We start from the raw sequence: 21,693 nt of genomic DNA on the forward strand, positions 1-21,693 counted from the left end.
AAAACCGCAATCTTCAAAGGAGAAATGAACTCATGCTGACAAGAAGAACATTCTTTGCAATCGCAACCCTCGCCAGCCGCCGTCGGCTTTGGTTCCGCTTCCCATGCCGATGCGCTTGCCGACATCACCGCGCGCGGCACGCTGCGCGTCGCCGTCCCGCAGGATTTTCCGCCCTTCGGCAGCGTCGGCACCGATATGGCGCCGATGGGCTATGACATCGACATGGCCAATCTGATCGCCGAAAAAATCGGCGTCAAAACCGAACTCGTGCCGGTCACCAGCGCCAACCGCATTCCCTATCTGCAGACGAACAAGGTCGATCTGGTTATTTCCAGCCTCGGCAAGAATGCCGGACCGTGAAAAGGTCATCGATTTCTCCGCGGCCTATGCTCCCTTCTATCAACGGCGTGTTCGCGCCAGGCGATCTTTCCGTCGCCAAGGTGGAAGATCTTGCCGGCAAGACGGTCGGCGTCACCCGCGGCGCCGTCGAAGACCTCGAACTGACCGAAGATCGCGTCTGCCGATGTCACGATCAAGCGCTACGAGGATAACAACGGCACGATTTCCGCCTTCCTCTCCGGTCAGGTCGAGGCTGTTGCAACCGGCAACGTCGTTGCCGCCGCCATCCTTGCCAAGAACCCGCCGAAGCGGCCCGAACTGAAGTTCCTGATCAAGAACTCGCCCTGCTACATCGGCCTGAGCAAGGAACAGCCGGCGCTTCTCGAAAAGGTGAACGGCATCATCGCCGCCGCCAAGGCCGACGGTTCGCTGAATGCCATCTGCCCAGAAGTGGCTCGGCGCCGACCTCCCGAAAGACCTCTGAAAACCGGTCCAGCATGGTCGATCCCGCACGCCGCGGGGTGGCGCACTCGCCGTCGGTATTCAAAGAGGGGACAGTGTCTTGAGCTACGCATTTCGAATTCGGTTGGCTGCCTCAATATTACCCGCAGATCGTCAAGGGCATCGTGATCACGCATCGAGCTGATCGTCGATTGGCGGCGTGCTCGGCATTTTGCTCGGCACCTTCTGTGCCTGGGTGCGCGCGCTCGGCCCGGCCTGGCTGAAGCCCGTCGTTGCGGCCTATGTCGAGCTGATCCGCAATACGCCGTTCCTGATCCAGCTCTTCTTCATCTTCTTCGGCCTGCCGTCGCTCGGTCTGCAGCTGTCTGAGCTGACGGCCGCCAATCATTGCCATGGTCGTCAACCTCGGGGCCTATAGCTGCGAGATCATCCGCGCCGGCATCCAGGCGACGCCGAAGGGGCAGTTCGAGGCGGGCGCAAGCCTCGCCATGACGCCGTTTCGAAACCTTCCGCCATGTCGTTCTCGTGCCGTCGCTCCAGCGCATCTGGCCGGCACTGTCCTCGCAGGTGGTGATCGTCATGCTCGGCTCCTCGGTCGTGTCGCAGATCGCCGCCGAGGACCTGACCTTTGCCGCCAACTTCATCCAGTCGCGAACTTTCCGCGCCTTCGAAGCCTACATCGTCTCGACGGTCGATCTATCTGGCGCTGGCCGATCCTGCTGCGGCAGCTTCTGGTGGTGGCCGGGCGGGTTCATCTTTCCCGAGGAGGCTTGTCGCGATGATCGAGTTTTCACACTCTGGGATATCCTGCGCAACCTGCTGCTCGCCACGCGCTGGACGGTTCTGCTCTCGCTCGTTTCCTTCATCGGGGGCGGCGCGGTCGGGCTGCGGCCTGCTCTTCCTGCGCATCAGCAAGCGGAAGTCGCTGCGGGCGCTTGCGAAATACTACATCGAGCTTTTTCAAGGCACGCCGCTCCTGATGCAGCTCTTCATCGCCTTCTTCGGTCTCGGCCTTTTCGGCATCGACGTGCCGGCATGGCTTGCCGCCGGCCTGGCGTTGATCCTCTGGACCGCTGCCTTCCTCGCCGAAATCTGGCGCGGCTGCGTCGAAGCGGTGGCGAAAGGCCAATGGGAAGCCTCCGCCAGCCTCGGCATGGGAAGGCTGCAGCAGATGCGCTACGTCATCCTACCGCAGGCGCTGAGGGTCGCCGTGCCGCCGACTGTCGGCTTCTCCGTCCAGGTCGTCAAGGGAACGGCACTCACCTCGATCATAGGCTTCGTCGAACTATCGAAGGCAGGCACCGTCGTCACCAACGCCACCTTCCAGCCCTTCACTGTCTACGGGCTCGTCGCTCTTATCTATTTTGCGCTTTGCTGGCCTCTGTCGAAGAGCAGCCAGATCCTCGAAAGGAAGCTCAATGTCGCTCATCGAAATCACTGAAGTCCGCAAGAGCTACGGCACCAACGAGGTGCTGAAGGGCATCAACCTGGATGTGGAGCCGGGCGAGGTCATTGCCATCATCGGCAAGAGCGGCTCGGGAAAATCAACGCTGCTACGCTGCATCAACGGCCTCGAGACCATCACCCAAGGCTCGATCTCGGTCGCCGGCGCCCAGCTTCTGGACGACGAATTGCATCTGAAGGCGCTCAGGCTGAAGGTCGGCATGATCTTCCAGCAGTTCAATCTCTTTCCGCACCTGACGGCCGGCGGCAATGTCATGCTGTCGCAGTCGGTCGTCAAGAAGACGCCGAAGGCAGAGGCTGAAGCGGTCGCCCGCAAGATGCTCGACCGCGTCGGTCTCGGCCACAAGTTCGATGCCTATCCCGACGAGCTTTCCGGCGGCCAGCAGCAGCGTGTCGCGATTGCCCGGGCGCTTGCCATGCAGCCGATCGCGCTGCTGTGCGACGAGATCACCTCCGCGCTCGACCCGGAACTCGTCGCCGAGGTTCTGGCTGTCGTGCGCGAGCTTGCCTCCGAGGGCATGACGTTGCTGATGGTGACGCACGAAATGAAATTCGCCCGCGACGTCTGCAGCCGCGTCGTCTTCATGCACCAGGGCCGCGTGCACGAAATCGGCCCGCCGGAAGGCGTCTTCGCCAACCCGAAGACCGCCGAACTCAAGCAGTTCCTCGGCGTGCATTAGGGGGCGGCCAGATCGCGTGTGCTATCCCGCCGCCGCAATGACCAGTTGGGTGATCTCGTCCGGATGGGAAATCAGCGAGAGGTGGCTGGACTTCAGTTCGATGGTCTTGGCTCCCATGCGCTTGGCCATGAAGCGTTGGAGGTCTGGATTGATCGTGCGATCTTCCGTCGAAACGGCATACCAGCTTGGCTTCGAACGCCAAGCCGCCTGGGAGGTCTTGCCCGTAAGGAGAGCCTTGTTGAATGGCTCCTGGACTGCATAAAGCACCTTCGCCCTTGCTTCCGGTAGGTCGCCCGCGAAATCATGCAGGAATGCCGCCTCGCTAAGGTGCCCTTCGTCACCATCGAAAACGATGCCTGCGGAGGCCGGCGGCGTGGGAAATGTCTTGGCCAGTGCGGCATAATCCTCGCCCGCATCCGGCGCCCGCGCTGCGACATAAACGAGTGCCGACACGTTCGGATGCATACCAGCTTCAGTTACGATCATCCCCGCGAAGGAATGCCCGACCAGAACCGTCGGGCCATCCTGGCGTGCCAGGACCCGCTCAACGGAGGATACCGCTTCAGGCAGCGTCGTTAGCGGATTTTGCACGGCCGTGGCATTGAACCCCGCTGCCTGCAGTCGGGCAATCACCTCGGACCAGCACGATCCATCAGCGAACAGCCCATGCGCGAGGACGACGTTGCGCGCCTTCACGGTACCAGAGGGCGCGGCCATGCTGCGGGTTGAGAGAAGAGAGGTGGCCGCGCCGGCAACAATGGCGGCTGAGAAACTACGTCTTGTCATCATCATGAGATGGCTTCCTTCTGCGTCGAACAGTTTGAAGGCTGGCGTACAACGTGTCTCAAGCGTGGCTGCCAGTGCTTTTCCAGCACTCCAGCTCGCATTCTTAGAAAGTCCATGCGTATGCAGGATATATGATGTTCCGGTCATGTGTATTCTTGATGCGGACGTTTTTCAATAATTGAATGCGTAACGGTTCCGTGATGAGTACTTTGTATGCGGCCACTTTTCCGGTTGTGCATATTCGCATACAAAGGAGCCCGAAGGGTCAGGGAGATTATGCATGGTCAAGGGATCAGACGCTGGAGATGATGTCGATGATCGGGAGCTCCTGTCTGACCGCATTCGCAACGCATTGACGGATGAGATCGCTGCGGGCACGCTGGTAGCGGGTGCTTCGCTGGACGAACAGCAGCTTGCCGACCGTTTCGGCGCCTCCCGCACTCCGGTTCGAGAAGCGCTGCGTCAATTGGCGGTCAGTGGGCTCGTCGAGGTTCGCGCACGGCGAGGCGTCGTCGTGGCTCGCTTGACCGCCGAGCGCATCATGGACATGTTTGAGACGTCGGCCGAGATCGAGGCCATGTGCGTGCGGCTTGCGACCTATCGTATGACCCCGCTCGAGCGAAGCCACCTGATCGGACTGCACGACATGATCTCGACGAGATTGTCGAGAAAGGTGATTTTGACGCGTATGATGCTTTCAACCGCGAATTCCATGAGACGATCTATCGCGCTACCCACAACGGCTTTCTTGCCGATCAAGCGATGGCGGTGCGCACGAGGCTGAACGCCTTTCGGCGCACGCAACTTCGGCAAGGCGATCGGATGCGAAAATCCCGGGATGAGCACGATGGCATCATGCAGGCGATCGCGGAGGGCGACGGCGAAATGGCATCTCGGCGCATGCGAGCACATATGCTGAACGCTGCCACAGCGCTGCGTCGTTTCATTGAAGCGAACAAGTCGACATAACATTGCTCTCACCAAGCAACGAGAGCCGGTCGAGCCTTCCGAGCAACCGGGCGCCTTCAGCTTTTGAAGCGCGCCGCCTCTTCAGACCCGCGAGTCGCGTCTCCGGCGCTGTAGGAGTGGGCACCGGCGCCGGCGAGTTTGCCGCCGTCAACGATCAGATATTCCTCGCGGATCGGCTTGCCTTCGAACCAGCATTCGAGAATTTCCCGCGTGCCAGCGGCGTAGCGCGCCTGGGCGGAGAGCGACGAGCCCGAAATATGCGGCGTCATGCCGTGATGCGGCATCGACCGCCAAGGATGGTCCTTCGGTGGGGGCTGCGGGAACCACACGTCGCCGGCATAACCGGCAAGCTGGCCGCTCTCGAGCGCCTGCGCGACGGCATCGCGATTGCAGATCTTGCCGCGCGCCGTGTTCACCAGGTAGGCGCCGCGTTTCATCTTGGCGATCATCGCTTCGTCGAAGAGGTTTTCCGTCTCCGGATGCAGCGGCGCGTTGATCGTGACGACATCGCAGACGGGCACCATCTCAGTTGGCGTCTTGTGGAAGGTAACGCCGAGCTCCTTCTCGACTGCATCGGGAAGCCGGTGGCGGTCGGTATAGTGCAGCTTGACGTCGAACGGCTTCAGCCGGCGAAGCACAGCGCTGCCGATCCGCCCGGCACCCACCGTGCCGATCGCCATGCCCTCGATATCGTAAGAGCGCGCGACGCAGTCGGCGATGTTCCAGCCGCCTTTCACGACCCACTGGTAGGAGGGGATATAGTTTCGCGCGAGGCTGAGGATCATCATGACCACATGTTCGGATACGCTGATTGAGTTGCAGTAGGTCACCTCGGCGACGGTGATGCCGCGGTCCATCGCGGCCTGGAGATCGACATGGTCGGAGCCGATGCCGGCGGTGATCGCCAGCTTCAGCTTGGCCGCCTTGGCGATCCGCTCGGCGGTCAGGTAGGCCGGCCAGAAAGGCTGCGAGATCACGATCTCGGCGTCGACAAGCTCGCGTTCGAAGACGCTGCCGGGACCGTCCTTATCCGAGGTCACGACCAGATTGTGCCCCTGGCTTTCGACAAACTTCCTCAGGCCCAGTTCGCCGGAAACGCTGCCCAACAGGGCGCCCGGCTGAAAATCGATGGCTTTCGGGGTGGGAAGCGTCTGGCCGCCGGGATAGTGTTCGAGTTTCGGCAGGCCATCCCGCGCATAGGCGCTCGGATATCCATCGACCGGATCGTCATAGAGGACGCAAACGACCTTTGCCATTTCCATCTCCCTTCATTTGAAAACGAAGAGGGAGGGCTTCGAATTCTTCAAAGCTGCCGGTCAATGCGGACGAACAGCAGGGCAATGTGCTCTGTTGAATGATCTGTGGCCAGCAGGCTCGCTCGCAGCGCTCCCGCGTTCGTAATTGGCACCACTCTGGAAAGGTGGAGGAGCCGGACACGGTTTCAAGTAGAGCCGCCGGGAAGTCACCGTAATCCCCTTGCCCTCTGCCTCGTTCCCTCTATTCTGCCGGCAACGCCATAGGAGGCCACCATATGATCCTGCATTGCGTATTGCTGCGGCTGAAGGCTGCTATAACGGGCGAGGAGAAGCAGGCGTTGCTCGAATCGGTCGTCGCGCTGAAGCAGGTGATCCCGGGCATCCTCGATGTCAGATATGGTCCAAACGTCTCGCCGGAAGGGCTGCATGGCGGCTTCGTCGACGGCTTCGTGGTGACCTTCGAAAATGCCGAGGCGCGGGATGCCTATCTCGTGCATCCCGAGCATGTGGCCGTCGGCGAGCGCATCGTCTCCTCGACGGATGGAGGCCTTGCTGGCCTCCTGGTCTTTGATTTCAATCTCTGAGGAAAGCCGCGGCGCCAATCAGCTCGACTTTGCCATCGCCGCGGCGATCTCATCGACATTGTAGCGGAACATCTTTTCGTAGGTCGGCGCCGGTCCCTTCGCATCCGAAAGCGATTCGACATAGAGCTCGCCGCCGGGTTCCGCACCTGTTGCCTTGGCGACCTGCCTGACGAGGCGGGGATCGTTCGAGTTTTCGAAGAAATAGCTCTTCACGTGCTCGGCCTTGATCTGCTCGATCAGCTTGGCGACGTCTGCGGCAGACGCCTCCGTTTCGGTTGACATGCCCAGCGGCGCTAGGAAGCTGACATTGTACTCGCGGCCGAAATAGCCGAACGCGTCGTGGCTCGTCAGCACCTTGCGCCGGTCGTCCGGAACCGTGTCGAATTTGGAATGGGCATAGGCGTCAAGCGCGTCGAGCGTCTTCGTGTAGCGCTCGGCATTGGCCTTGAAGATGCTGGCATCCGCCGGATCGGCGGCCGATAGCGCCTTCTCGATATTGGCGACCCAGACCTTCACGTTGACCGGACTGTTCCAGACGTGGGGATCCGTGACGGTCTCGCCGTCCTCTTCCATCGTGCGGGTCTTGATGCCGTCGGAGACGGTGACCGGCGTTCCCTTGTAGCCGGAAGCGGAAATCAGCCGGTCCATCCAGCCCTCCAGGCCTTCGCCGCTGACGAAGGTCACCTGCGCGGCCTTCAGATGCTTGGCGTCGGCAGGCGACGGCTCGAACTCATGGGGGTCGCCATTCGGGCCGACGAGGCTCGTGACGTTCACGTGGTCGCCGCCGACCTGGCTGACGACATCGGCAAGCACGGTGAAGGAGGCAACCACCTTCAGCGTTTCGGCGCAGGCTGGTGCGGACGAAAAGGCGATCAGCACAGGAAGGGCCGCGGAAAGAAGCGGTCTGCGGGAAATCATCGAAGTCTCCTTGAGTTCAGCCCGTAAGACGCGGGCGGGGAAAGAGGCGCCGGGCAAGGCCCGACGGCGCGAAGAGGATGGAAAGCCCGTAAATTGCCGCCGCCGTCATGATGATGGTCGGGCCGGAGGCGAGCTCGAGATGGTAGGAGGCGATAAGCCCGAGATAGCCGGAGAAGGTGGCGCTGATCACAGCGATCGCCATCATCGACGGCAGGCTGCGCGACCAGAGCTGCGCGATTGCCGCCGGCAGCATCATCAATCCGACGGCCATCAGCGTGCCCAGCGCCTGGAAGCTGGCGACGAGGTTGAGCACGACGAGCAGCAGGAAAAGCACATGATAGACCGGTCCCCGGCCGCCGACGGCTTTGAGGAACCCCGGGTCGAAGCATTCGGCCACCAGCGGCCGGTAGATCGCGGCGAGAACGACGAGCGTGATCGAGGTGATCGCGCCGATCTGGACGAGGGAAGGAGCGTCGATCGCCAGAATGGTGCCGAAGAGCACATGCAGCAGGTCGATATTCGATCCGCGCAGCGAAACGATCAGCACGCCGAGCGCCAGCGACGCGAGATAGAAACTTGCAAAGCTGGCATCCTCCTGCAGCACCGTCGTCCGGCTGACGATGCCGGAAAGCAGCGCCACGGAGAGCCCGGCGATAAGGCCGCCGATGCCCATGGCGGTCAGCGACAGCGATCCCGCAACGAGGTAGCCGATCGCCGCACCCGGCAGCACGGCATGGCTCATCGCATCGCCCATCAGGCTCATGCGCCGCAGCATCAGGAAGACGCCGATCGGGCCTGCGCCGAGGCCGAGGCAGAGGCAGGCGACGAGCGCGCGGCGCATGAAACCGTAATCCGCAAACGGTGCGAGGAAGATGTCGTAGGCCGTCATGCCGCAGGCTCGCAGGCTCTCGCATCCTCGTCCCAGCGCTCGGCCATGGCGCGCGCCTTGAGAAGATTGGCGGGCGACATGACGTCGCCGGTCGGCCCCCAGCCGATCAGCGTCCGCGCGATCAACAGCGTCTGCGGGAAATGCGCCCGCACCTGGTCGAAGTCGTGAAGCACCGCAATGACGGTTCGCCCGTCGCCGTGCCAGCGCGCGACGATATCGAGCAGATCCTTTGTCGTGCGGGCGTCGATGGCTGTGAACGGCTCGTCGAGCAGGATGAGCTTGGCGTCCTGCAGCAGCAACCGGGCAAAAAGCACGCGTTGGAACTGCCCGGCCGACAGCGAACCGATATGGCGTTTCTCGAAACCTTCGAGCCCGACTGCGGAAAGCGCTTCGCGAGCCTTGCCGGTCTCATGCGCCAAGACGCGCCCGAAGGCGCCGCTGCTACGCCAAGCACCGAGCAGCACGGCGTCAAAGACCGAGATCGGAAAGCGCCGGTTGATTTCGGCCGCCTGCGGCAGGTAGCCGAAATCCGTGCGCTGCAGCCTATGGGAAATCCGCCCCTCGGCGGGCCGCAGCTCGCCCATAATGGCTTTCAGAAGCGTCGATTTACCTGCACCGTTCGGTCCGGCGATCGCCGTCAGGCTGCCTGCGAGAATGGAGCCGGAAACATGATGCACCGCTGGGTGACGATCATAGGCGACGGTCAGGTTGTCGAGGGTGATCAGCGCGCCGCTCATGGCAGGACGATTGCCCAATGGATCGCCGTCCAAAGTGCCCCGACGAGAACGAGCACGCAGGCGACGCGGGTCACAGCAGAGGGCAGGAGCAGACCGGACGCGAAAGGCAATCTCTTCATAGGTGATGCTTCTTAAATGTAATAACATTACAAGTTATGTTGTAACGAATATGGCAAATTGACGGCGTTGGCGAGCCCGCCGAAAAACAAAAGGCCGGATACGAAACCGGCGTCGCCCCGAAGTTGCGGCAGAAGCCGTCGTCAAAGCCGCCGCTGATCCTGCGCCGGAAAGGCGCTACACTGCGGGAAAACTGGCGGGCCAAGTCAGCCTCATGCGTCGTTTCCTGCCGGAATTCCTGGTCGACAAGAACCTACGAAAATACAATAATTTACCGGTCTGAGGCGGCTGGGTTCGGCCGCCTCTCCACGCCTTCTCTGCCGCTCTCTCAGAGCTGCTCTATCATCGTGGCCGCACCTGAGATCGTGGCTTGGCCGGGGCTCTCCTCGATGTTCAGCGATTTCACGACGCCGTCTTCGACGAGCATCGAATAGCGCTTGGAGCGCACCCCGAGGCCGCCGGCGGAAAGGTCAGCGTCCAGGCCGAGCGCCTTGGTGAAGCCGGCGTCCCAGTCGGCGAGGAAGTGGATCTTGCCCATGCCGCCGGACTGCTCGGCCCAGGCGCCCATGACGTGCCAGTCGTTGACGGAGAGAACGGCGATATCGTCGACGCCCTTGGCGAGGATGGAATCGCGGTTTTCGAGATAGCCCGGCAGATGGTTCAGCGAGCAGGTCGGGGTGAAGGCGCCGGGTACGGCGAAAAGCACGACGCGCTTGCCTTTGAAGAGCTGATCCGTCGAAACCTCGACCGGTCCGTCGGCCGTCTTTTCCTTGAATGTGGCGGCAGGAAGCTTATCGCCGATCGCGATGGTCATAGGGTTCTCCTTGGTGTTTATGATTGCGGCGGGGTCAGCCGCGGGGTTGCAGCCGACTATAAAAGCCGGTCAGTCAAAGGCAAGCGGCGTCTCCATGGCGCGGCCGCCGTCGATGATCAGAACGCTCCAGCTTTTGCGGGCGATTTCATAGTTTTTCGGCAGCTTGTCGACGGCAATCGACGTTGAAAAATTCTTTCCGTCGCGCTTGCTCATCAGCTTCCTAGTGAAGACATATCCATTTGGCCCCGTGAGGATCACCTCCGGCGCGGTGTCGCCGCCGTCGGGCAAGGCAACTTGCAGCCAGAGCTCTTTCATGTCCTCAGAGATCTTGTGGGAGATCACCTTGAACTGCGACGACGGCTTTTCCGGCAGGGACGCCTCGGCATTCTTGAGGATCGCTTCCTCTTCCGGGCGGGACTGATTGGCGGCAGCGATGGGAAGTGAGAATTCGGCCTGGAACGGAATGCAGATATCCTTGCAGATGCCGATGAACGCGCTCGCCTTCAGTTCGAGCGACCGGGAGGCGTTTTTCGCCGAGAAGGTCAGCGTCAGCGAAACGGGTGCGTCATAGGCGATGTCGTCTATCTTTCCGTCGACGAGATGTTTTGGCACGGGATAGCGGATTGCCGTCAGCGTGATGCCGCTTTCCGGCGCGACCGTGATCTGGGGCGGTATTCCGCTGTTGCCGGGCTCGCGCCAATAGGTGATCCAGCCGGGCTTCGGCTCGATCTGAAGCGCACCGCGCATCGTGCCGTCGCGGCCGGGCGGCAGCGCGATCAGCCGCATCCGGCCGCCCTCATTGTCGATCCAGCCGCTCATCTCGGCGCGCGCCGGCCCAAGCGATCCCGCCAGCACGGCGGCGCAGATCGTGGCGTTCAGAAACTGGCGAAACCCGAGAAAAATAATCGTCATGGAACAACGGTTTATCGAAAATCGCCTTTCGCTGCCAGAAGTTCGGGCATCTAATTCTTCATTTTCAGTTGATTGATCTGCGGCATTGCCCCATGTTTCTTTTATAGGGCTGTTGGTAACGGTCTGGCAGCAGGAGGAAGTATGTCCTTATCCACGCTGAAAAACAGACGGGAACGCGGCTTTTTCGACGGGCAGTTCCTGATTGCCATGCCGGGCATGGAAGATAGCAACTTCTTCCGCACGGTCATCTATATCTGCGCCCATTCCGATGCCGGTGCCATGGGCTTCATCATCAACCGCGCCCAAAGCCTCACCTTCACGGACGTGCTGCTGCATCTCGAAATGGTCAACGACCAGGAGCCGATAGTCCTGCCGGAGCACGCCCGGGACTTCCCGGTCCAGACAGGCGGTCCCGTGGAAAGCGGCCGCGGTTTCGTGCTGCATTCCGATGATTATATCAGCGACTCCAGCATCCCGATCAGCGACGATATCTGCTTGACGGCGACGCTCGACATCGTCCGCGCGATTTCCAAGGGCGGCGGGCCGAAGAGGGCGACGATGATGCTCGGTTATTCCTCCTGGGGTGCCGGCCAGCTCGAAATGGAAGTTGCCAGCAACGGCTGGTTGACCTGCGCCGCCAATGAGGCGCTGATCTTCGACCGCAATCTGGACGACAAATACGAGCGCGCGCTCGCGGGCATGGGCATCACCGCCGCCATGCTTTCCGCCGAAGCCGGACATGCGTGATATCTAATCCAGGAACGATTTCGTTGACGTGACGTTTTCTTCCGGCAAGCGTGCCGATGGCGCGCCGCCGAAATGCCTGTTGCGCGCCGCGCAGCAGGCATTTTGGTTCGTCACCATTCGTCGAGGTAATCATGAGGCTCTTCGCCTGCGATAATTGCGACCAGGTCGTCCACTTCGACAACCGCCATTGCGTCCGCTGCAATCATCGCCTGGGCTTCCTGCCGGATGATCTCTGCGTGCACGCGCTCGAGCCGCGCGATGAAATGCAGTGGCAGCTCGTCGCACGTCCGGAGCGCAGGATCCGCTTCTGCGCCAATGCCGGTCTCGATATCTGCAACTGGCTGCTTGCGGATGGAGGCCCCCATGATTTTTGCATCGCCTGCCGCCACAACAGGCTGGTGCCGAACACCGGAACCCAGGAGGGCATCGCCCGCTGGCGCCGCATCAGCCAGGCGCAGCGCCATCTGTTCTATTCGCTGCTGCGCTGGAACCTGCCGCACCCGGCTCGCGAGGAAGATCCCGTCGGCGGCCTCGTTTTCGATTTCCTCGAAGATACGGTTCAGAACGATGGCAATATCCTCCCCGCGATGACCGGACACGAGGAAGGCCTGATCGCCATCCGTGCGGCGGAAGCCGATGACGCCACCCGCGAACAAGCGCGCAGCATGATGAACGAGCCTTACCGCACGCTGCTCGGCCACTTCCGCCATGAGGCCGGCCACTTCGTCTGGAACAAGCTGGTGCGGGACAGGAACGGCTTAGATGCCTTCCGCGCCGTCTTCGGCGACGAACGACAGGATTACGGCGCAGCCCTTCAGAACCATTATGCCAGCGGTCCGCCCTTCGGCTGGCAGGAGAGCTTCATCAGCGCCTATGCATCCTCACATCCGTGGGAAGATTTTGCCGAGTGCTTTGCGCACTACCTCCACATCGTTGATACGCTGGAAACGGCCCGCGCCTTCGGCATCGCCATCGATCCACGCGGCCATGAGGAAATGGCCTCGGAAGTGGATTTCAATCCATACAGGGCGGAAAGCGCTGAACAGCTCGTCAGCGCCTGGGTTCCGCTCAGCGTCGCGATCAACGCCATTCAGCGCAGCATGGGCCAGCCCGATTCCTATCCCTTCGTGCTGTCGCGGGCTGTCGTCGCGAAGCTGGAATATCTGCACAAGCTCATTCAGGTCGCGTCTGCGATGTCGCGGAAGGCTGCGGCGTAGCCCCTCATCCGCCTGCCGGCCCTTCTCCCCGACGGGAAGAAGGGCATGCGGTTGACGCAGGGAGTGGACAGGCGATGGGTAGTCGCCAGCATTGATTTGAAAGGCCGCCTAAGCCCGCTTCGTCAGTGGAAATCGTTCCTTCAGCAGGCGCAGCACGGAATCGGAGCCCATCGGCGGGCCGAAGAGGTAGCTTTGCCCGTAGCTGCAGCCCATCTTGGCGAGCTCGATGGCATCCTCGTTGGATTCGATGCCTTCGGCGACCACCTGCATCTCCAACTCGCGCGCCATGGAGATGACCGACCTTAGAATGGTTGCCTTTTTGTCGCTGTCATCGCGAACGAGCGCTTTGTCGAGCTTGATCATGTCGAAGGGGAAGCGGGTAAGATAGGCAAGCGACGAGTAGCCCGTGCCGAAGTCGTCGAGCGCCAGTCCGAGGCCAGCTTCCTTGAGCTTCTGCAGCACGAGCCGTGCCTGTTCCGGATTTTCCATGACCATGGATTCCGTCAGCTCCAGCTTCAGGCGCGACGGCTCGCAATGGGTCTTCGAAAGAACTGAGCGCACGTCGTCATAGAGTTCGTTGTTGAGGAGCTGCACGCTCGACAGGTTGATCGAGACGAAGATCGGCAGCTCGCCGGTCTGGTTCTGCCAGGCCATCAGGTCGCTGGTCGCCTGTTCGAGCGCGAACATGCCGAGCGGGCCGATGATGTCCGAGGCCTCGGCGATCGGGATGAATTCGGACGGCGGGATGTTGCCGCGCTTCGGATGCTCCCAGCGCATCAGCGCCTCGAATCCGGCAATCTCGACATCCTCCAGCCGCGCGATCGGCTGGTAGACCATCGAGAGCTCCTTGCGCTCGATGGCGCGGCGGAGATCGGATTCGAGCTGCAGGCGGTCGGCCCCGAAATCGCGGAAAGCGGGGCGGAAGGGTTCGACGCGGTTGCCGCCGGCGCGCTTAGCGCGATACATGGCAAGCTCGGCGTCGCTCAGCATTCCGGCTGCGTTTTCCTGCTGGTCTACCCAGGAGGCGAGACCGATCGAGGCCGTCAGAATAATTTCGCGATTGCCGAAATTGATCGGCACCATGATCGCCTTGCTGACGGCATCAGCAAAATCGGCGACCTTCGCTGGATCGCGCTCGGAAACGAGAATGAGACCGAACTGGTCGCCCGCAAGGCGCGCCAGCGTATCCTGCGGCTTCAGCAGACGACGCAGGCGGCGGGTCAGCGCGATAAGAATGTTGTCGCCGGCTGCGACGCCAAGCGAATCGTTCACCAGCTTGTAGCGGTCGATATCGATCACCATCACCGTCGGCCTGAGCGTTTCGCCGCCGGGCGCAAGCGCCAGCACCGATTGCAGGCGGTCGATGAAGAGCTGGCGGTTCGGCAGGCCAGTGAGATTGTCGTGCAGTGCATCATGCAGCAGCCGCTCGACGGAATTCTTCTGCTCGGTGACGTCTACGATCGTGCCAACGCACCGGATGATCTCGCCGTTCGAGCCGAGCACCGGCCGCGCGCGGATCAGCAGCCAATGGAAATGCCCGTCCTCGGCGCGGATGCGGAACTCGTGGTTCAGCCGTCCGCGACGATGTTCGAGCAGCACGTCCAGCGTCGCGCGGAATCGGTCGCGGTCGTCCGGGTGAAGCCGCGGCAGCCAGTTGCGGGCTGCGCCATGCATGGTCCCCGGCGACAAGCCCAGCTTGATGGAAACATCCGGGATGGTGACGACGCGGTCGCGCGCCACGTCCCAGTCCCACACCATGTCGCCGGAGCCGGTCAGCGCCAGAGACTGGCGTTCGAGATCGGAAAACAGACCCTGCTGAAAGGCGCCGCCCGCAAAGGCGTGCTGCATCACCGTAAAACCGATCAGCAGAACGATGAGGACGAGGCCGCCGCCGAGCGCCGGCTGGATGATGTCGTTGTCGAGCCGGCCGGTAACGGTCAACCAAGCCCCGAAAATCCACACCAGGATCAGCGCCCAGGCAGGCACCAGCAGAATGGCGCGGTCGTAGCGGTTGAAGCCGAGATAAATGATGAGCACGATGCCCATCGTCGCCGTCAGCGCGAAGGAAAGCCGCGCAATACCGGAGGCGATCGACGGATCATAGATCGCGACACCGAAGAGCAAAGCCAGGCCGAGCACCCAGGCAAGCGTCGCATAGCCGAGATGCGTGTGCCAGCGGTTGAGGTTCAAATAGGTGAACAGGAAGATCACGAAACTCGACGCCAGCGCCACTTCCGCGCAGGCGCGCCATATTCGTTGGTCCGCCGAGGCGACGCTGACGAGTTTGCCGAGGAAGCCGAAGTCGACGCAGATGTAGCCGAGCACCGCCCAGGCAAGTGCCGCCGTTGCCGGCAGCATCGAGGTTCCCTTGACCACGAAGAGGATCGTCAGGAACACGGCCAGAAGGCCGGCAATCCCGAGCACGATGCCGCGGTAGAGCGTGAAGGCGTTGATCGTGTCCTTGTAGGCGTCCGGCTCCCACAGATAGATCTGCGGAAGGTCGGGCGTCGCAAGCTCGGCGACGAAGGTGATGACAGCGCCTGGGTTCAGAGTGATGCGGAAGACGTCGGCCTCGTGCGCTCGGCTGGCGGTCGAGCGCAAAGCCCTCGCTCGGCGTGATCGCCATGATGCGCTGCGAGCCGAGGTCCGGCCAGAAAAGCTTGGAATTCACGAGGCGGAAATGCGGAGCGACGATGACGCGCTCGAGCTGTTCTTCCGAGACGTTGGCGAGCGCAAAGACGGCCCAGTCGCCCTGGTGGTTTTCGGAGCTGGCACGCACCTCGATGCGCCGGCGGATGCCGTCTGCGCCTGCGGCCGTCGAGACCTGGAAGGCCTCGCCCTGATTGGCATAGATTTCCGTCGTCGCGGTCAAATCGAGCGCGGTGTCGTCGCGGGAAATCTTCACGGGCTCCGCCGCCTGCGCAACGCCTGCAGCCAATGCAAGCATCGACAGGAAAAGAGCTGCAATCACCGCGATCAATCGGCCGGACGGTGATTTGGGCAGCATGCGGTTCGTGGTCATCGGCTGTCGGTTTTCCTGCCTGTATCCGTATCGGTGGCAAGCAGTGAATACATCACGTGGTCATGCCACTGACCGTTTATTTTCAAGTATCCGCGCAGATAGCCTTCCCGCTGAAACCCGGCTTTCTCAAGCAGGCGAATGCTTCGTGCAGTTCTCCGGAATACAGGCTGCCTCGATACGGTGCAACTCAAGCCCTGCGAAGATATAGGGTATAACCAACTGAAGTGCGGCGAGACATATGGCCTTGGCCGGCATGCTTCTCGCCCATCCAGTAGCCGATCATGCAGCTTTGCGCCGCGCCGCGGCGGATATAGCCGATCGTGATCCCGCCGAGCAGTTCCATGTCTGGTTTTAGGAACAGGAACAGCGGGATCGCCTGGCCGGACGCGTATTCCTGCTTGCCGCGGATGACGCGGGCGCGATAGGCGCCCTCTGTCAGCTCGTCGCGACGCCATGTCGGTTCCCAGGGCTCCAGGAACTTGCGGCTGGCGGAGCGCAGCTTGTGCCACTGGTTGAAATCCTGATAGCGCGGAAGTCTTAGCGCATAGCGGTCGTTCTCGAGCTCCACCGCCTCCGGCTGCCGCGACAGGAATCGAAAAACCGATTTTGGCATCGATCACTCCCGGCAGATGGAACGCGGCTCAGCGGCTTGCAGTTTTCGACTGCGGCAGGGGAGCGGACAGCGAGGCGACGATATCTTCCGTCGGTGCCAGTTGCTCCAGCGGGCCGATTGCCGAAAGCGTCGGCACAGTGTCGAAAAACAGTCGGCCGGCGAGGTCGGTGAGACGCTCGATGGTGATGCCCTCGAGCCGTTCCATCATTTCCTGATTGGAGATGGGGCCGCCGTAGAGCATCATCTGGCGGGCGATCTGGCCGGCACGGGCGGCAGGGCTTTCCTGTCCCATCAGAAGCTGTGCGCGGATCTGCGCGCGGGCACGCTCGATCTCCTTCTGCTCGATGAAGCCGGCCGACTTATGCAACTCGTCGATGATCACCGGTACGAGTTCAGGAAGGTTCTCGCCGCCGGTTGCGGCATGGATGCCGAAGATGCCGGTGTCGGAAAAGCCCCAGTGGAAGGCATAGATCGAATAGCAGAGGCCGCGGATTTCGCGCACTTCCTGGAAGAGGCGGGAGGACATGCCGCCGCCGAGGATGTTGGCAAGGATCTGCGAACAGTAGAAGTCACGGGCATGATAGGCCTTGCCCTCGAAGCCGAGCAGGATCTGCGCGTCCATCAGGTCGCGCGTCTCGCGCACGCTGCCGCCGATATAGCGGGCGGTCTCGATGACCGGCGGCGCGCTCGGCGCGGTCGGCAGGCTCGCGAAGCGCTGTTCCACCATGCGCACGAATTCGTCGTGATCGACTGCACCAGCGGCAACGACGAACATGCGATCGGTCGTATAGTTGCGGCCGAGATAGTTGCGGATCTGTTGCGGCGAGAAGGAGACGACGGTTTCGGGCGTGCCGAGGATGGCGCGGCCGAGTGTCTGGTTGCGATAGGCGGTTTCGGAAAACTTGTCGAAGACCACGTCGTCGGGCGTGTCGTTCGCCGCATTGATCTCCTGCAGGATCACCTGCTTCTCGCGTTCGAGCTCGTCTTCCTCGAAGGCCGACTCGGTCAGGATGTCGGCGAGAATATCGACGGCGAGCGGCACGTAATCCTTCAGCACGCGGGCGTAGTAGGACGTCGTTTCGGTCGAGGTGGCCGCGTTCACTTCGCCGCCCACATCCTCGATTTCCTCGGCGATGTCGCGGGCCGAGCGGCGTGCGGTACCCTTGAAAGCCATGTGTTCGAGCAGGTGGGCTATGCCATGCTCGTCTTCCGTTTCATTGCGCGAACCCGATTTGATCCAGACGCCCAGAGCGACGCTTTCAAGATGCGGCATGGTCTGGGTTACTACTGTCAGCCCGGATTTGAGCCGGGTGCACTCAACTGTCATTGGCTATCTTTCTGCGCCTGGCGCATCACGTCCGGGCGTGCTTGCCGATAAAACCTTCAACGGCCTTAAGTTCCGGATCGACGACTTGGAAGCGCTCCTCCTTAAGCATCAGTCCAGCAAGCCACGTCGGAAGCGCCGGGTCAATACCGGAGGCGGATTTTACCGCGGCGGGGAATTTTGCCGGGTGCGCGGTCGCAAGCGTCACCATCGGCGTGTTCGGCTTGTCGTGCTTGGCGGCAACGAAGACGCCGATTGCCGAATGCGGGTCGAGAAGATAGCCGGTTTCGGCGTAGCTATTCTTGATCGTCTGCGCCACCTGCTTCTCGCTGGCGCGGCCGGCGCGGAAGTCCTTCTTGATGGCGGCAAGCGCCTTCGGCGCGATCTCGAAGCCATTCGACTGCTTCAGGCTGTCCATCGCATGGCGCACCTTGGAAGCGTCCCGATCATAGGCTTCGAAAAGCAGGCGCTCGAAATTCGAGGAAATCTGAATGTCCATCGACGGCGAGGTCGTCGCCGTGACCTTCTTCATGTCGTAGCGACCGGTCTTCATCGTGCGGGCGAGGATGTCGTTCTCGTTGGTCGCGATTACCAGCTTGCCGATCGGCAGGCCCATGCGTTTGGCCGCATAGCCCGCGAAAATGTCGCCGAAATTGCCGGTCGGTACCGTAAACGAAATCTTACGATCAGGCCCGCCAAGTGTTATCGCCGTCGTGAAGTAATAGACGATCTGGGCCATGATGCGCGCCCAGTTGATCGAGTTGACGCCGGAAAGGCGAACCTTGTCGCGGAAGGCGGCGTCGTTGAACATCGCTTTGACGAGGTTTTGGCAATCGTCGAAATTGCCCTTGACGGCCAGCGCATGGACATTGGGAGCCGTCGAGGTCGTCATTTGCCGCTGCTGCACCGGCGAGACCTTGCCGTGCGGGAAGAGGATGAAAATATCGGTGCGCTCGCGGCCGGCGAAGGCGTCGATGGCCGCACCGCCCGTATCGCCCGACGTTGCGCCAATGATCGTCGCGCGCTCGCCGCGCTTTTCCAGCGCATAGTCCATCAGGCGTGCCAGAAGCTGCATCGCCACGTCCTTGAAGGCGAGCGTGGTGCCGTGGAAAAGCTCCATGACGAAGCTGTTCGGTCCCGTCTGGACGAGCGGGGCGATCGCCGGATGGCGGAAGGTGCCATAGGCCTCGTCGATCATCGCCCGGAATGTGGCGGCGGGGATTTCGTCGTTCGTAAAGGGCGATAGGATCGCAAACGCGATCTCCTGGTAGCTCTTGCCGCGCAGCGCCCGGATTTCCTTCTTGGAGAAATGCGGCCATTGCCGCGGGACATAGAGGCCGCCGTCGCGCGCAAGACCCGTCAGCAACGCATCGCAAAAGCCGAGAGATGGGGCCTCGCCGCGGGTCGAGATATAGTCCACGTTCTTCATCCTTGACGTTATGGCCGGAGGAAATCCGGATAGAGGATCCAGGCGCCGAAGTTGCAGCAGATCGAAATGTGCGTCAAAACGGTGCTTACCCAATCGATTTTTCTTTGCGCCGCTGATATAGACCATCGCAAACTGTCATGAAAGGCCCTGCAAGCAAGACTTCGGGCCTGCCAGAAACTTTGTAAGAGGGTGGAATAATCGTGTTCGGCAAAGTCTCGCGTCTCATCGTTTCCGTATCAGTCGCCGCTCTGCTTGCAAGCTGCAATTCCCTGGGCGTCGGCGGTGAAAGCAAGTCCGCCGAAGCGCCGGCCCAGCCAAACGGCAATGCCCAGATCATGCCGCTTGCGCCCGCCAATCCGTCTTCCAGCGACAAGCCGATCGGCACCGCGACCAACGTCCAAGGTACTGCGCAGCCGGTCGTGCAGGGCTCCTGCCCGCAGATTTTCATGAAGGATCAGGACGCGATCTTCCGCACCTATGCCAAGGGCAAGACGGGTGACAACAGCCAGATCGTCCATCAGGCGGCAATCGGGGACTACACGCGTCAGTGCACGCTGAACGAACAGAACCTGACGATGACTGTCGTGGCGCAGATCCGCCTGATCGCCGGCCCGGCCGGCGGCCCCGGCCGCGTCACGCTGCCGGTCCGGATCACCGCCTTCGACGGGCAGGATGTGGTCACTTCGGAAGTGGTTCCGTTTACTGCCGAAATTCCGGCAGGGCAGACGGCTGCTCAGGTCCTCTTCCGCAAGGACGGCTTCAAGCTGCCCGTCGGCTCCGGCGCGCTGGTTCGCGTCAATATCGGTTTCGATCAGGGCCCGGCCGCAAAGACCAAGAAGAGCAGCTAAGAGCCGGCCTGTCCCTCTTTTAGAGGACGCCAGCCCATTGCGAAAGAGCATCAACGACGCCCGGCAGATCCTTCATCCGCGAGATGACCGTCTCCGCGCCGGCATCCGTCAGGCGGTCGGCGTGCGAGGAATAGGTATGCGATGCGCCGGTGAAGCCGATGACGCGCATGCCGGCATCGCGTGCCGCATGGATGCCATGGACAGAATCTTCCACGACGACCGTCCTCGACGGCGAGACTCCCATCGTCTCGGCGCCATGCAGGAAGATGTCCGGCTTCGGCTTGACGCGATCCGGCCCGAGATCTTTTGCGGAAAAGACGTTCGCAGCAAATAGCTTCTTCAGTCCCACCTTGCCGAGCATCATGTCGAGCCGGTGGGCGCTGGAATTCGAGCAGACGCAACGCTTCAGATCAAGGCGCGAGATGGCGAACTCGACGCCGGGAATGGCCTGCACGTCCCGTTCGAGGCGCAGGTCGAGCAGCTTTTCGGATTTGTCGAGCAGCGAGGCGGAAAGCGGAATGCTCGCTTCGCGTTCCACCTGCAGAAGAATGTTCTTCCAGGTCATGCCTGCGAAGCGCTCCGCCATCTCTTCGACGCTGATCGGATAGCCTGCGTCGGTCAGAAGCTTGGACTCCACATCCGCCGCTATGATTTCGGAATCGACCAGAACGCCGTCGCAGTCGAAGATAATGAGGTCGAAGCCGTCCATGTACTCTCAAGCCTTGTTGGGGGATGATGCGACTTACACGATGGCCGTCGAAAGCTCAACCGGCACGCCGGCATGGCTGGAATGCGCCGCGCGGGCGGCTCGCGACTGACGCTTGGCGGCTCAGGCTTCCAGCGGAAAGAGCGACAGGAACTGCTGCTCGCCTTCGGGCGAAAAGATCACCGAGCGGCTTCCCGCCGTCCGCCGTGCCCAGCCCTTGTCGAAGAAAGTCGAAAGCAGCGCCTTGCCGAGACTGCCGGCCAGATGCGCGCGGCGCTCGCTCCAGTCGAGGCAAGAGCGGCAGAGCGGACGGCGGGACGATTTGAGGCCGGAGACATCTATGCCGATGCATTGCAGCCGGCTCTCGCCTTTCGCGGTGACCGACAATCCTTCGCCGATTGCGTCGATCGCACCCGAAGCCACGAGACTGTCGAGCATGCGCACGCCGTAATCGCCGGCCAGATGGTCGTAGCAGATGCGCGCCTTGCGCAGCGCCGGTTCCTTCGGACCCGGCCGGTGGCGCAGATGTCCGCGGCTGGCGGCGAAACCCATCATGTTCTCGATCAGCAGGGCAGTTGCTTCGTCTGCGAGTGTGAAATAGCGGTGGCGGCCCTGCTTTCGCTGGGTAAGCAGGCCGCCGGTTTCGAGCTTGGCGAGATGCGTGCTCGCCGTCTGCAGGGTGATGCCACCCACTGCCGCAAGCTCGGTCGCCGTCAAGGCCCGGCCGCCCGACAGCGCAGCCAGCATGTTGGCGCGGGCAGGATCGCCGATCAGCGCTCCGATCTGAGCAATATCCGGTCCTTCTTTCATACTTCGATCGTAACCGAAGCATTGTCGTCGCACAATGTGCGAAAACGCCT

The 21,693-nt window shown here is 61.7% G+C and carries 17 protein-coding genes and 7 pseudogenes; 10 read left to right on the top strand and 14 right to left on the bottom strand.

Annotation, left to right across the window (positions count from 1 at the left end):
- Positions 1-32 precede the first annotated feature (32 nt).
- The 4 genes and pseudogenes from ACW4PC_RS19610 (at position 33) to ACW4PC_RS19625 (ending at position 2,945) form a co-directional block, all read left to right on the top strand.
- Positions 33-823, top strand: a pseudogene (locus ACW4PC_RS19610) (transporter substrate-binding domain-containing protein).
- Between the two features lie 106 nt (positions 824-929).
- Positions 930-1,578: pseudogene (locus ACW4PC_RS19615) on the top strand (amino acid ABC transporter permease); the annotation flags it as partial.
- A pseudogene (locus tag ACW4PC_RS19620) lies at positions 1,555-2,242 on the top strand (amino acid ABC transporter permease). The pseudogenes ACW4PC_RS19615 and ACW4PC_RS19620, both read left to right, overlap by 24 nt.
- Positions 2,220-2,945 carry an amino acid ABC transporter ATP-binding protein gene (locus ACW4PC_RS19625; protein ID WP_455874869.1) on the top strand — a complete coding sequence of 242 codons (726 nt, stop codon included), beginning with the start codon at positions 2,220-2,222 and terminating at the stop codon, positions 2,943-2,945. Before ACW4PC_RS19620 ends, ACW4PC_RS19625 begins: the two are co-directional and overlap by 23 nt.
- A gap of 21 nt (positions 2,946-2,966) precedes the next feature.
- On the opposite strand, the gene ACW4PC_RS19630 is transcribed toward ACW4PC_RS19625, so the two are convergent.
- Positions 2,967-3,737 (bottom strand): alpha/beta fold hydrolase, encoded by a 771-nt coding sequence (locus ACW4PC_RS19630; protein WP_455874870.1) that lies wholly within the window; start codon positions 3,735-3,737, stop codon positions 2,967-2,969.
- 274 nt (positions 3,738-4,011) lie between these two features.
- Here ACW4PC_RS19630 and ACW4PC_RS19635 point away from each other — a divergent pair.
- Positions 4,012-4,700: pseudogene (locus ACW4PC_RS19635) on the top strand (GntR family transcriptional regulator).
- 56 nt (positions 4,701-4,756) lie between these two features.
- Here ACW4PC_RS19635 and ACW4PC_RS19640 read toward each other — a convergent pair.
- Entirely contained in the window at positions 4,757-5,956 is a 1,200-nt protein-coding gene (locus tag ACW4PC_RS19640; protein ID WP_455874871.1) for an NAD-dependent formate dehydrogenase, read from the bottom strand.
- Between the two features lie 275 nt (positions 5,957-6,231).
- Between ACW4PC_RS19640 and ACW4PC_RS19645 the strand changes: the two genes are divergently transcribed.
- Positions 6,232-6,540 (top strand): Dabb family protein, encoded by a 309-nt coding sequence (locus ACW4PC_RS19645; RefSeq protein ID WP_455874872.1) that lies wholly within the window; start codon positions 6,232-6,234, stop codon positions 6,538-6,540.
- 18 nt (positions 6,541-6,558) lie between these two features.
- Here ACW4PC_RS19645 and ACW4PC_RS19650 read toward each other — a convergent pair whose 3' ends face one another.
- From ACW4PC_RS19650 to ACW4PC_RS19665, 4 genes are read right to left on the bottom strand one after another with little or no spacing between them, the layout of a single operon-like run.
- Positions 6,559-7,458: a metal ABC transporter substrate-binding protein gene (locus tag ACW4PC_RS19650; protein WP_455874873.1), complete on the bottom strand. Its 900-nt coding sequence runs from the start codon at positions 7,456-7,458 to the stop codon at positions 6,559-6,561.
- A 16-nt stretch (positions 7,459-7,474) separates the two neighbouring features.
- Entirely contained in the window at positions 7,475-8,347 is an 873-nt protein-coding gene (locus ACW4PC_RS19655) for a metal ABC transporter permease (protein ID WP_455874874.1), read from the bottom strand.
- Positions 8,344-9,084 (bottom strand): metal ABC transporter ATP-binding protein, encoded by a 741-nt coding sequence (locus ACW4PC_RS19660; protein ID WP_455874875.1) that lies wholly within the window; start codon positions 9,082-9,084, stop codon positions 8,344-8,346. The genes ACW4PC_RS19655 and ACW4PC_RS19660 overlap by 4 nt, the downstream gene beginning before the upstream one ends.
- Positions 9,081-9,203 (bottom strand): hypothetical protein, encoded by a 123-nt coding sequence (locus ACW4PC_RS19665; protein ID WP_281438303.1) that lies wholly within the window; start codon positions 9,201-9,203, stop codon positions 9,081-9,083. The genes ACW4PC_RS19660 and ACW4PC_RS19665 overlap by 4 nt, the downstream gene beginning before the upstream one ends.
- A 116-nt stretch (positions 9,204-9,319) precedes the next feature.
- Between ACW4PC_RS19665 and ACW4PC_RS19670 the strand changes: the two are divergent.
- Positions 9,320-9,484, top strand: a pseudogene (locus ACW4PC_RS19670) (oxidoreductase); the annotation flags it as partial.
- Between the two features lie 45 nt (positions 9,485-9,529).
- Here the strand turns inward: ACW4PC_RS19670 and ACW4PC_RS19675 are convergent.
- The gene (locus ACW4PC_RS19675; RefSeq protein ID WP_455874876.1) at positions 9,530-10,015 is read right to left on the bottom strand and encodes a redoxin family protein; all 486 of its coding nucleotides are present in this window, start codon (positions 10,013-10,015) and stop codon (positions 9,530-9,532) included.
- A gap of 69 nt (positions 10,016-10,084) precedes the next feature.
- A complete protein-coding gene (locus tag ACW4PC_RS19680) occupies positions 10,085-10,927 on the bottom strand; it encodes a protein-disulfide reductase DsbD domain-containing protein (protein WP_455874877.1) in 843 nt (280 codons plus the stop codon).
- A 141-nt stretch (positions 10,928-11,068) separates the two neighbouring features.
- Here ACW4PC_RS19680 and ACW4PC_RS19685 point away from each other — a divergent pair, with 141 nt between their 5' ends.
- A complete protein-coding gene (locus ACW4PC_RS19685) occupies positions 11,069-11,674 on the top strand; it encodes a YqgE/AlgH family protein (protein ID WP_455874878.1) in 606 nt (201 codons plus the stop codon).
- 131 nt (positions 11,675-11,805) lie between these two features.
- Entirely contained in the window at positions 11,806-12,891 is a 1,086-nt protein-coding gene (locus ACW4PC_RS19690; RefSeq protein ID WP_455874879.1) for a zinc-binding metallopeptidase family protein, read from the top strand.
- Positions 12,892-12,999: 108 nt separating this feature from the next.
- Here the strand turns inward: ACW4PC_RS19690 and ACW4PC_RS19695 are convergent.
- From ACW4PC_RS19695 to thrC, 4 genes and pseudogenes are all read right to left on the bottom strand, one after another.
- Positions 13,000-15,913: pseudogene (locus ACW4PC_RS19695) on the bottom strand (EAL domain-containing protein).
- A pseudogene (locus tag ACW4PC_RS19700) lies at positions 15,910-16,526 on the bottom strand (GNAT family N-acetyltransferase). The pseudogenes ACW4PC_RS19695 and ACW4PC_RS19700 overlap by 4 nt, the downstream one beginning before the upstream one ends.
- A 28-nt stretch (positions 16,527-16,554) precedes the next feature.
- Positions 16,555-17,853, bottom strand: a complete 1,299-nt coding sequence (locus ACW4PC_RS19705) for a M16 family metallopeptidase (RefSeq protein ID WP_022716446.1) — start codon at positions 17,851-17,853, stop codon at positions 16,555-16,557.
- Positions 17,854-17,878: 25 nt separating this feature from the next.
- Positions 17,879-19,270 carry a threonine synthase gene (gene thrC, locus ACW4PC_RS19710; protein WP_455874880.1) on the bottom strand — a complete coding sequence of 464 codons (1,392 nt, stop codon included), beginning with the start codon at positions 19,268-19,270 and terminating at the stop codon, positions 17,879-17,881.
- Positions 19,271-19,476: 206 nt separating this feature from the next.
- Here thrC and ACW4PC_RS19715 point away from each other — a divergent pair, with 206 nt between their 5' ends.
- Positions 19,477-20,127 (top strand): hypothetical protein, encoded by a 651-nt coding sequence (locus ACW4PC_RS19715; RefSeq protein ID WP_170250151.1) that lies wholly within the window; start codon positions 19,477-19,479, stop codon positions 20,125-20,127.
- A 19-nt stretch (positions 20,128-20,146) separates the two neighbouring features.
- Here ACW4PC_RS19715 and ACW4PC_RS19720 read toward each other — a convergent pair whose 3' ends face one another.
- Together ACW4PC_RS19720 and ACW4PC_RS19725 are read right to left on the bottom strand one after the other, a co-directional pair.
- Positions 20,147-20,836 carry an HAD family hydrolase gene (locus ACW4PC_RS19720; RefSeq protein ID WP_455874881.1) on the bottom strand — a complete coding sequence of 230 codons (690 nt, stop codon included), beginning with the start codon at positions 20,834-20,836 and terminating at the stop codon, positions 20,147-20,149.
- A 120-nt stretch (positions 20,837-20,956) separates the two neighbouring features.
- Positions 20,957-21,643: an ArsR/SmtB family transcription factor gene (locus ACW4PC_RS19725; RefSeq protein ID WP_455874882.1), complete on the bottom strand. Its 687-nt coding sequence runs from the start codon at positions 21,641-21,643 to the stop codon at positions 20,957-20,959.
- Between the last annotated feature and the right edge of the window lie 50 nt (positions 21,644-21,693).

The sequence above is a fragment of the Rhizobium yanglingense genome (genome assembly GCF_977109285.1).

Coding starts and splice junctions, on each gene's coding strand:
- ACW4PC_RS19645 (WP_455874872.1), top strand. CDS start 6,232: ATGATCCTGCATTGCGTATTGCTGCGGCTGAAGGCTGCTATAACGGGC.
- ACW4PC_RS19725 (WP_455874882.1), bottom strand. CDS start 21,643: ATGAAAGAAGGACCGGATATTGCTCAGATCGGAGCGCTGATCGGCGAT.
- ACW4PC_RS19705 (WP_022716446.1), bottom strand. CDS start 17,853: ATGACAGTTGAGTGCACCCGGCTCAAATCCGGGCTGACAGTAGTAACC.
- ACW4PC_RS19655 (WP_455874874.1), bottom strand. CDS start 8,347: ATGACGGCCTACGACATCTTCCTCGCACCGTTTGCGGATTACGGTTTC.
- ACW4PC_RS19680 (WP_455874877.1), bottom strand. CDS start 10,927: ATGACGATTATTTTTCTCGGGTTTCGCCAGTTTCTGAACGCCACGATC.
- ACW4PC_RS19625 (WP_455874869.1), top strand. CDS start 2,220: ATGTCGCTCATCGAAATCACTGAAGTCCGCAAGAGCTACGGCACCAAC.
- ACW4PC_RS19650 (WP_455874873.1), bottom strand. CDS start 7,458: ATGATTTCCCGCAGACCGCTTCTTTCCGCGGCCCTTCCTGTGCTGATC.
- ACW4PC_RS19685 (WP_455874878.1), top strand. CDS start 11,069: ATGTCCTTATCCACGCTGAAAAACAGACGGGAACGCGGCTTTTTCGAC.
- ACW4PC_RS19630 (WP_455874870.1), bottom strand. CDS start 3,737: ATGATGATGACAAGACGTAGTTTCTCAGCCGCCATTGTTGCCGGCGCG.
- ACW4PC_RS19675 (WP_455874876.1), bottom strand. CDS start 10,015: ATGACCATCGCGATCGGCGATAAGCTTCCTGCCGCCACATTCAAGGAA.
- ACW4PC_RS19690 (WP_455874879.1), top strand. CDS start 11,806: ATGAGGCTCTTCGCCTGCGATAATTGCGACCAGGTCGTCCACTTCGAC.
- ACW4PC_RS19665 (WP_281438303.1), bottom strand. CDS start 9,203: ATGAAGAGATTGCCTTTCGCGTCCGGTCTGCTCCTGCCCTCTGCTGTG.
- ACW4PC_RS19640 (WP_455874871.1), bottom strand. CDS start 5,956: ATGGCAAAGGTCGTTTGCGTCCTCTATGACGATCCGGTCGATGGATAT.
- ACW4PC_RS19660 (WP_455874875.1), bottom strand. CDS start 9,084: ATGAGCGGCGCGCTGATCACCCTCGACAACCTGACCGTCGCCTATGAT.
- ACW4PC_RS19720 (WP_455874881.1), bottom strand. CDS start 20,836: ATGGACGGCTTCGACCTCATTATCTTCGACTGCGACGGCGTTCTGGTC.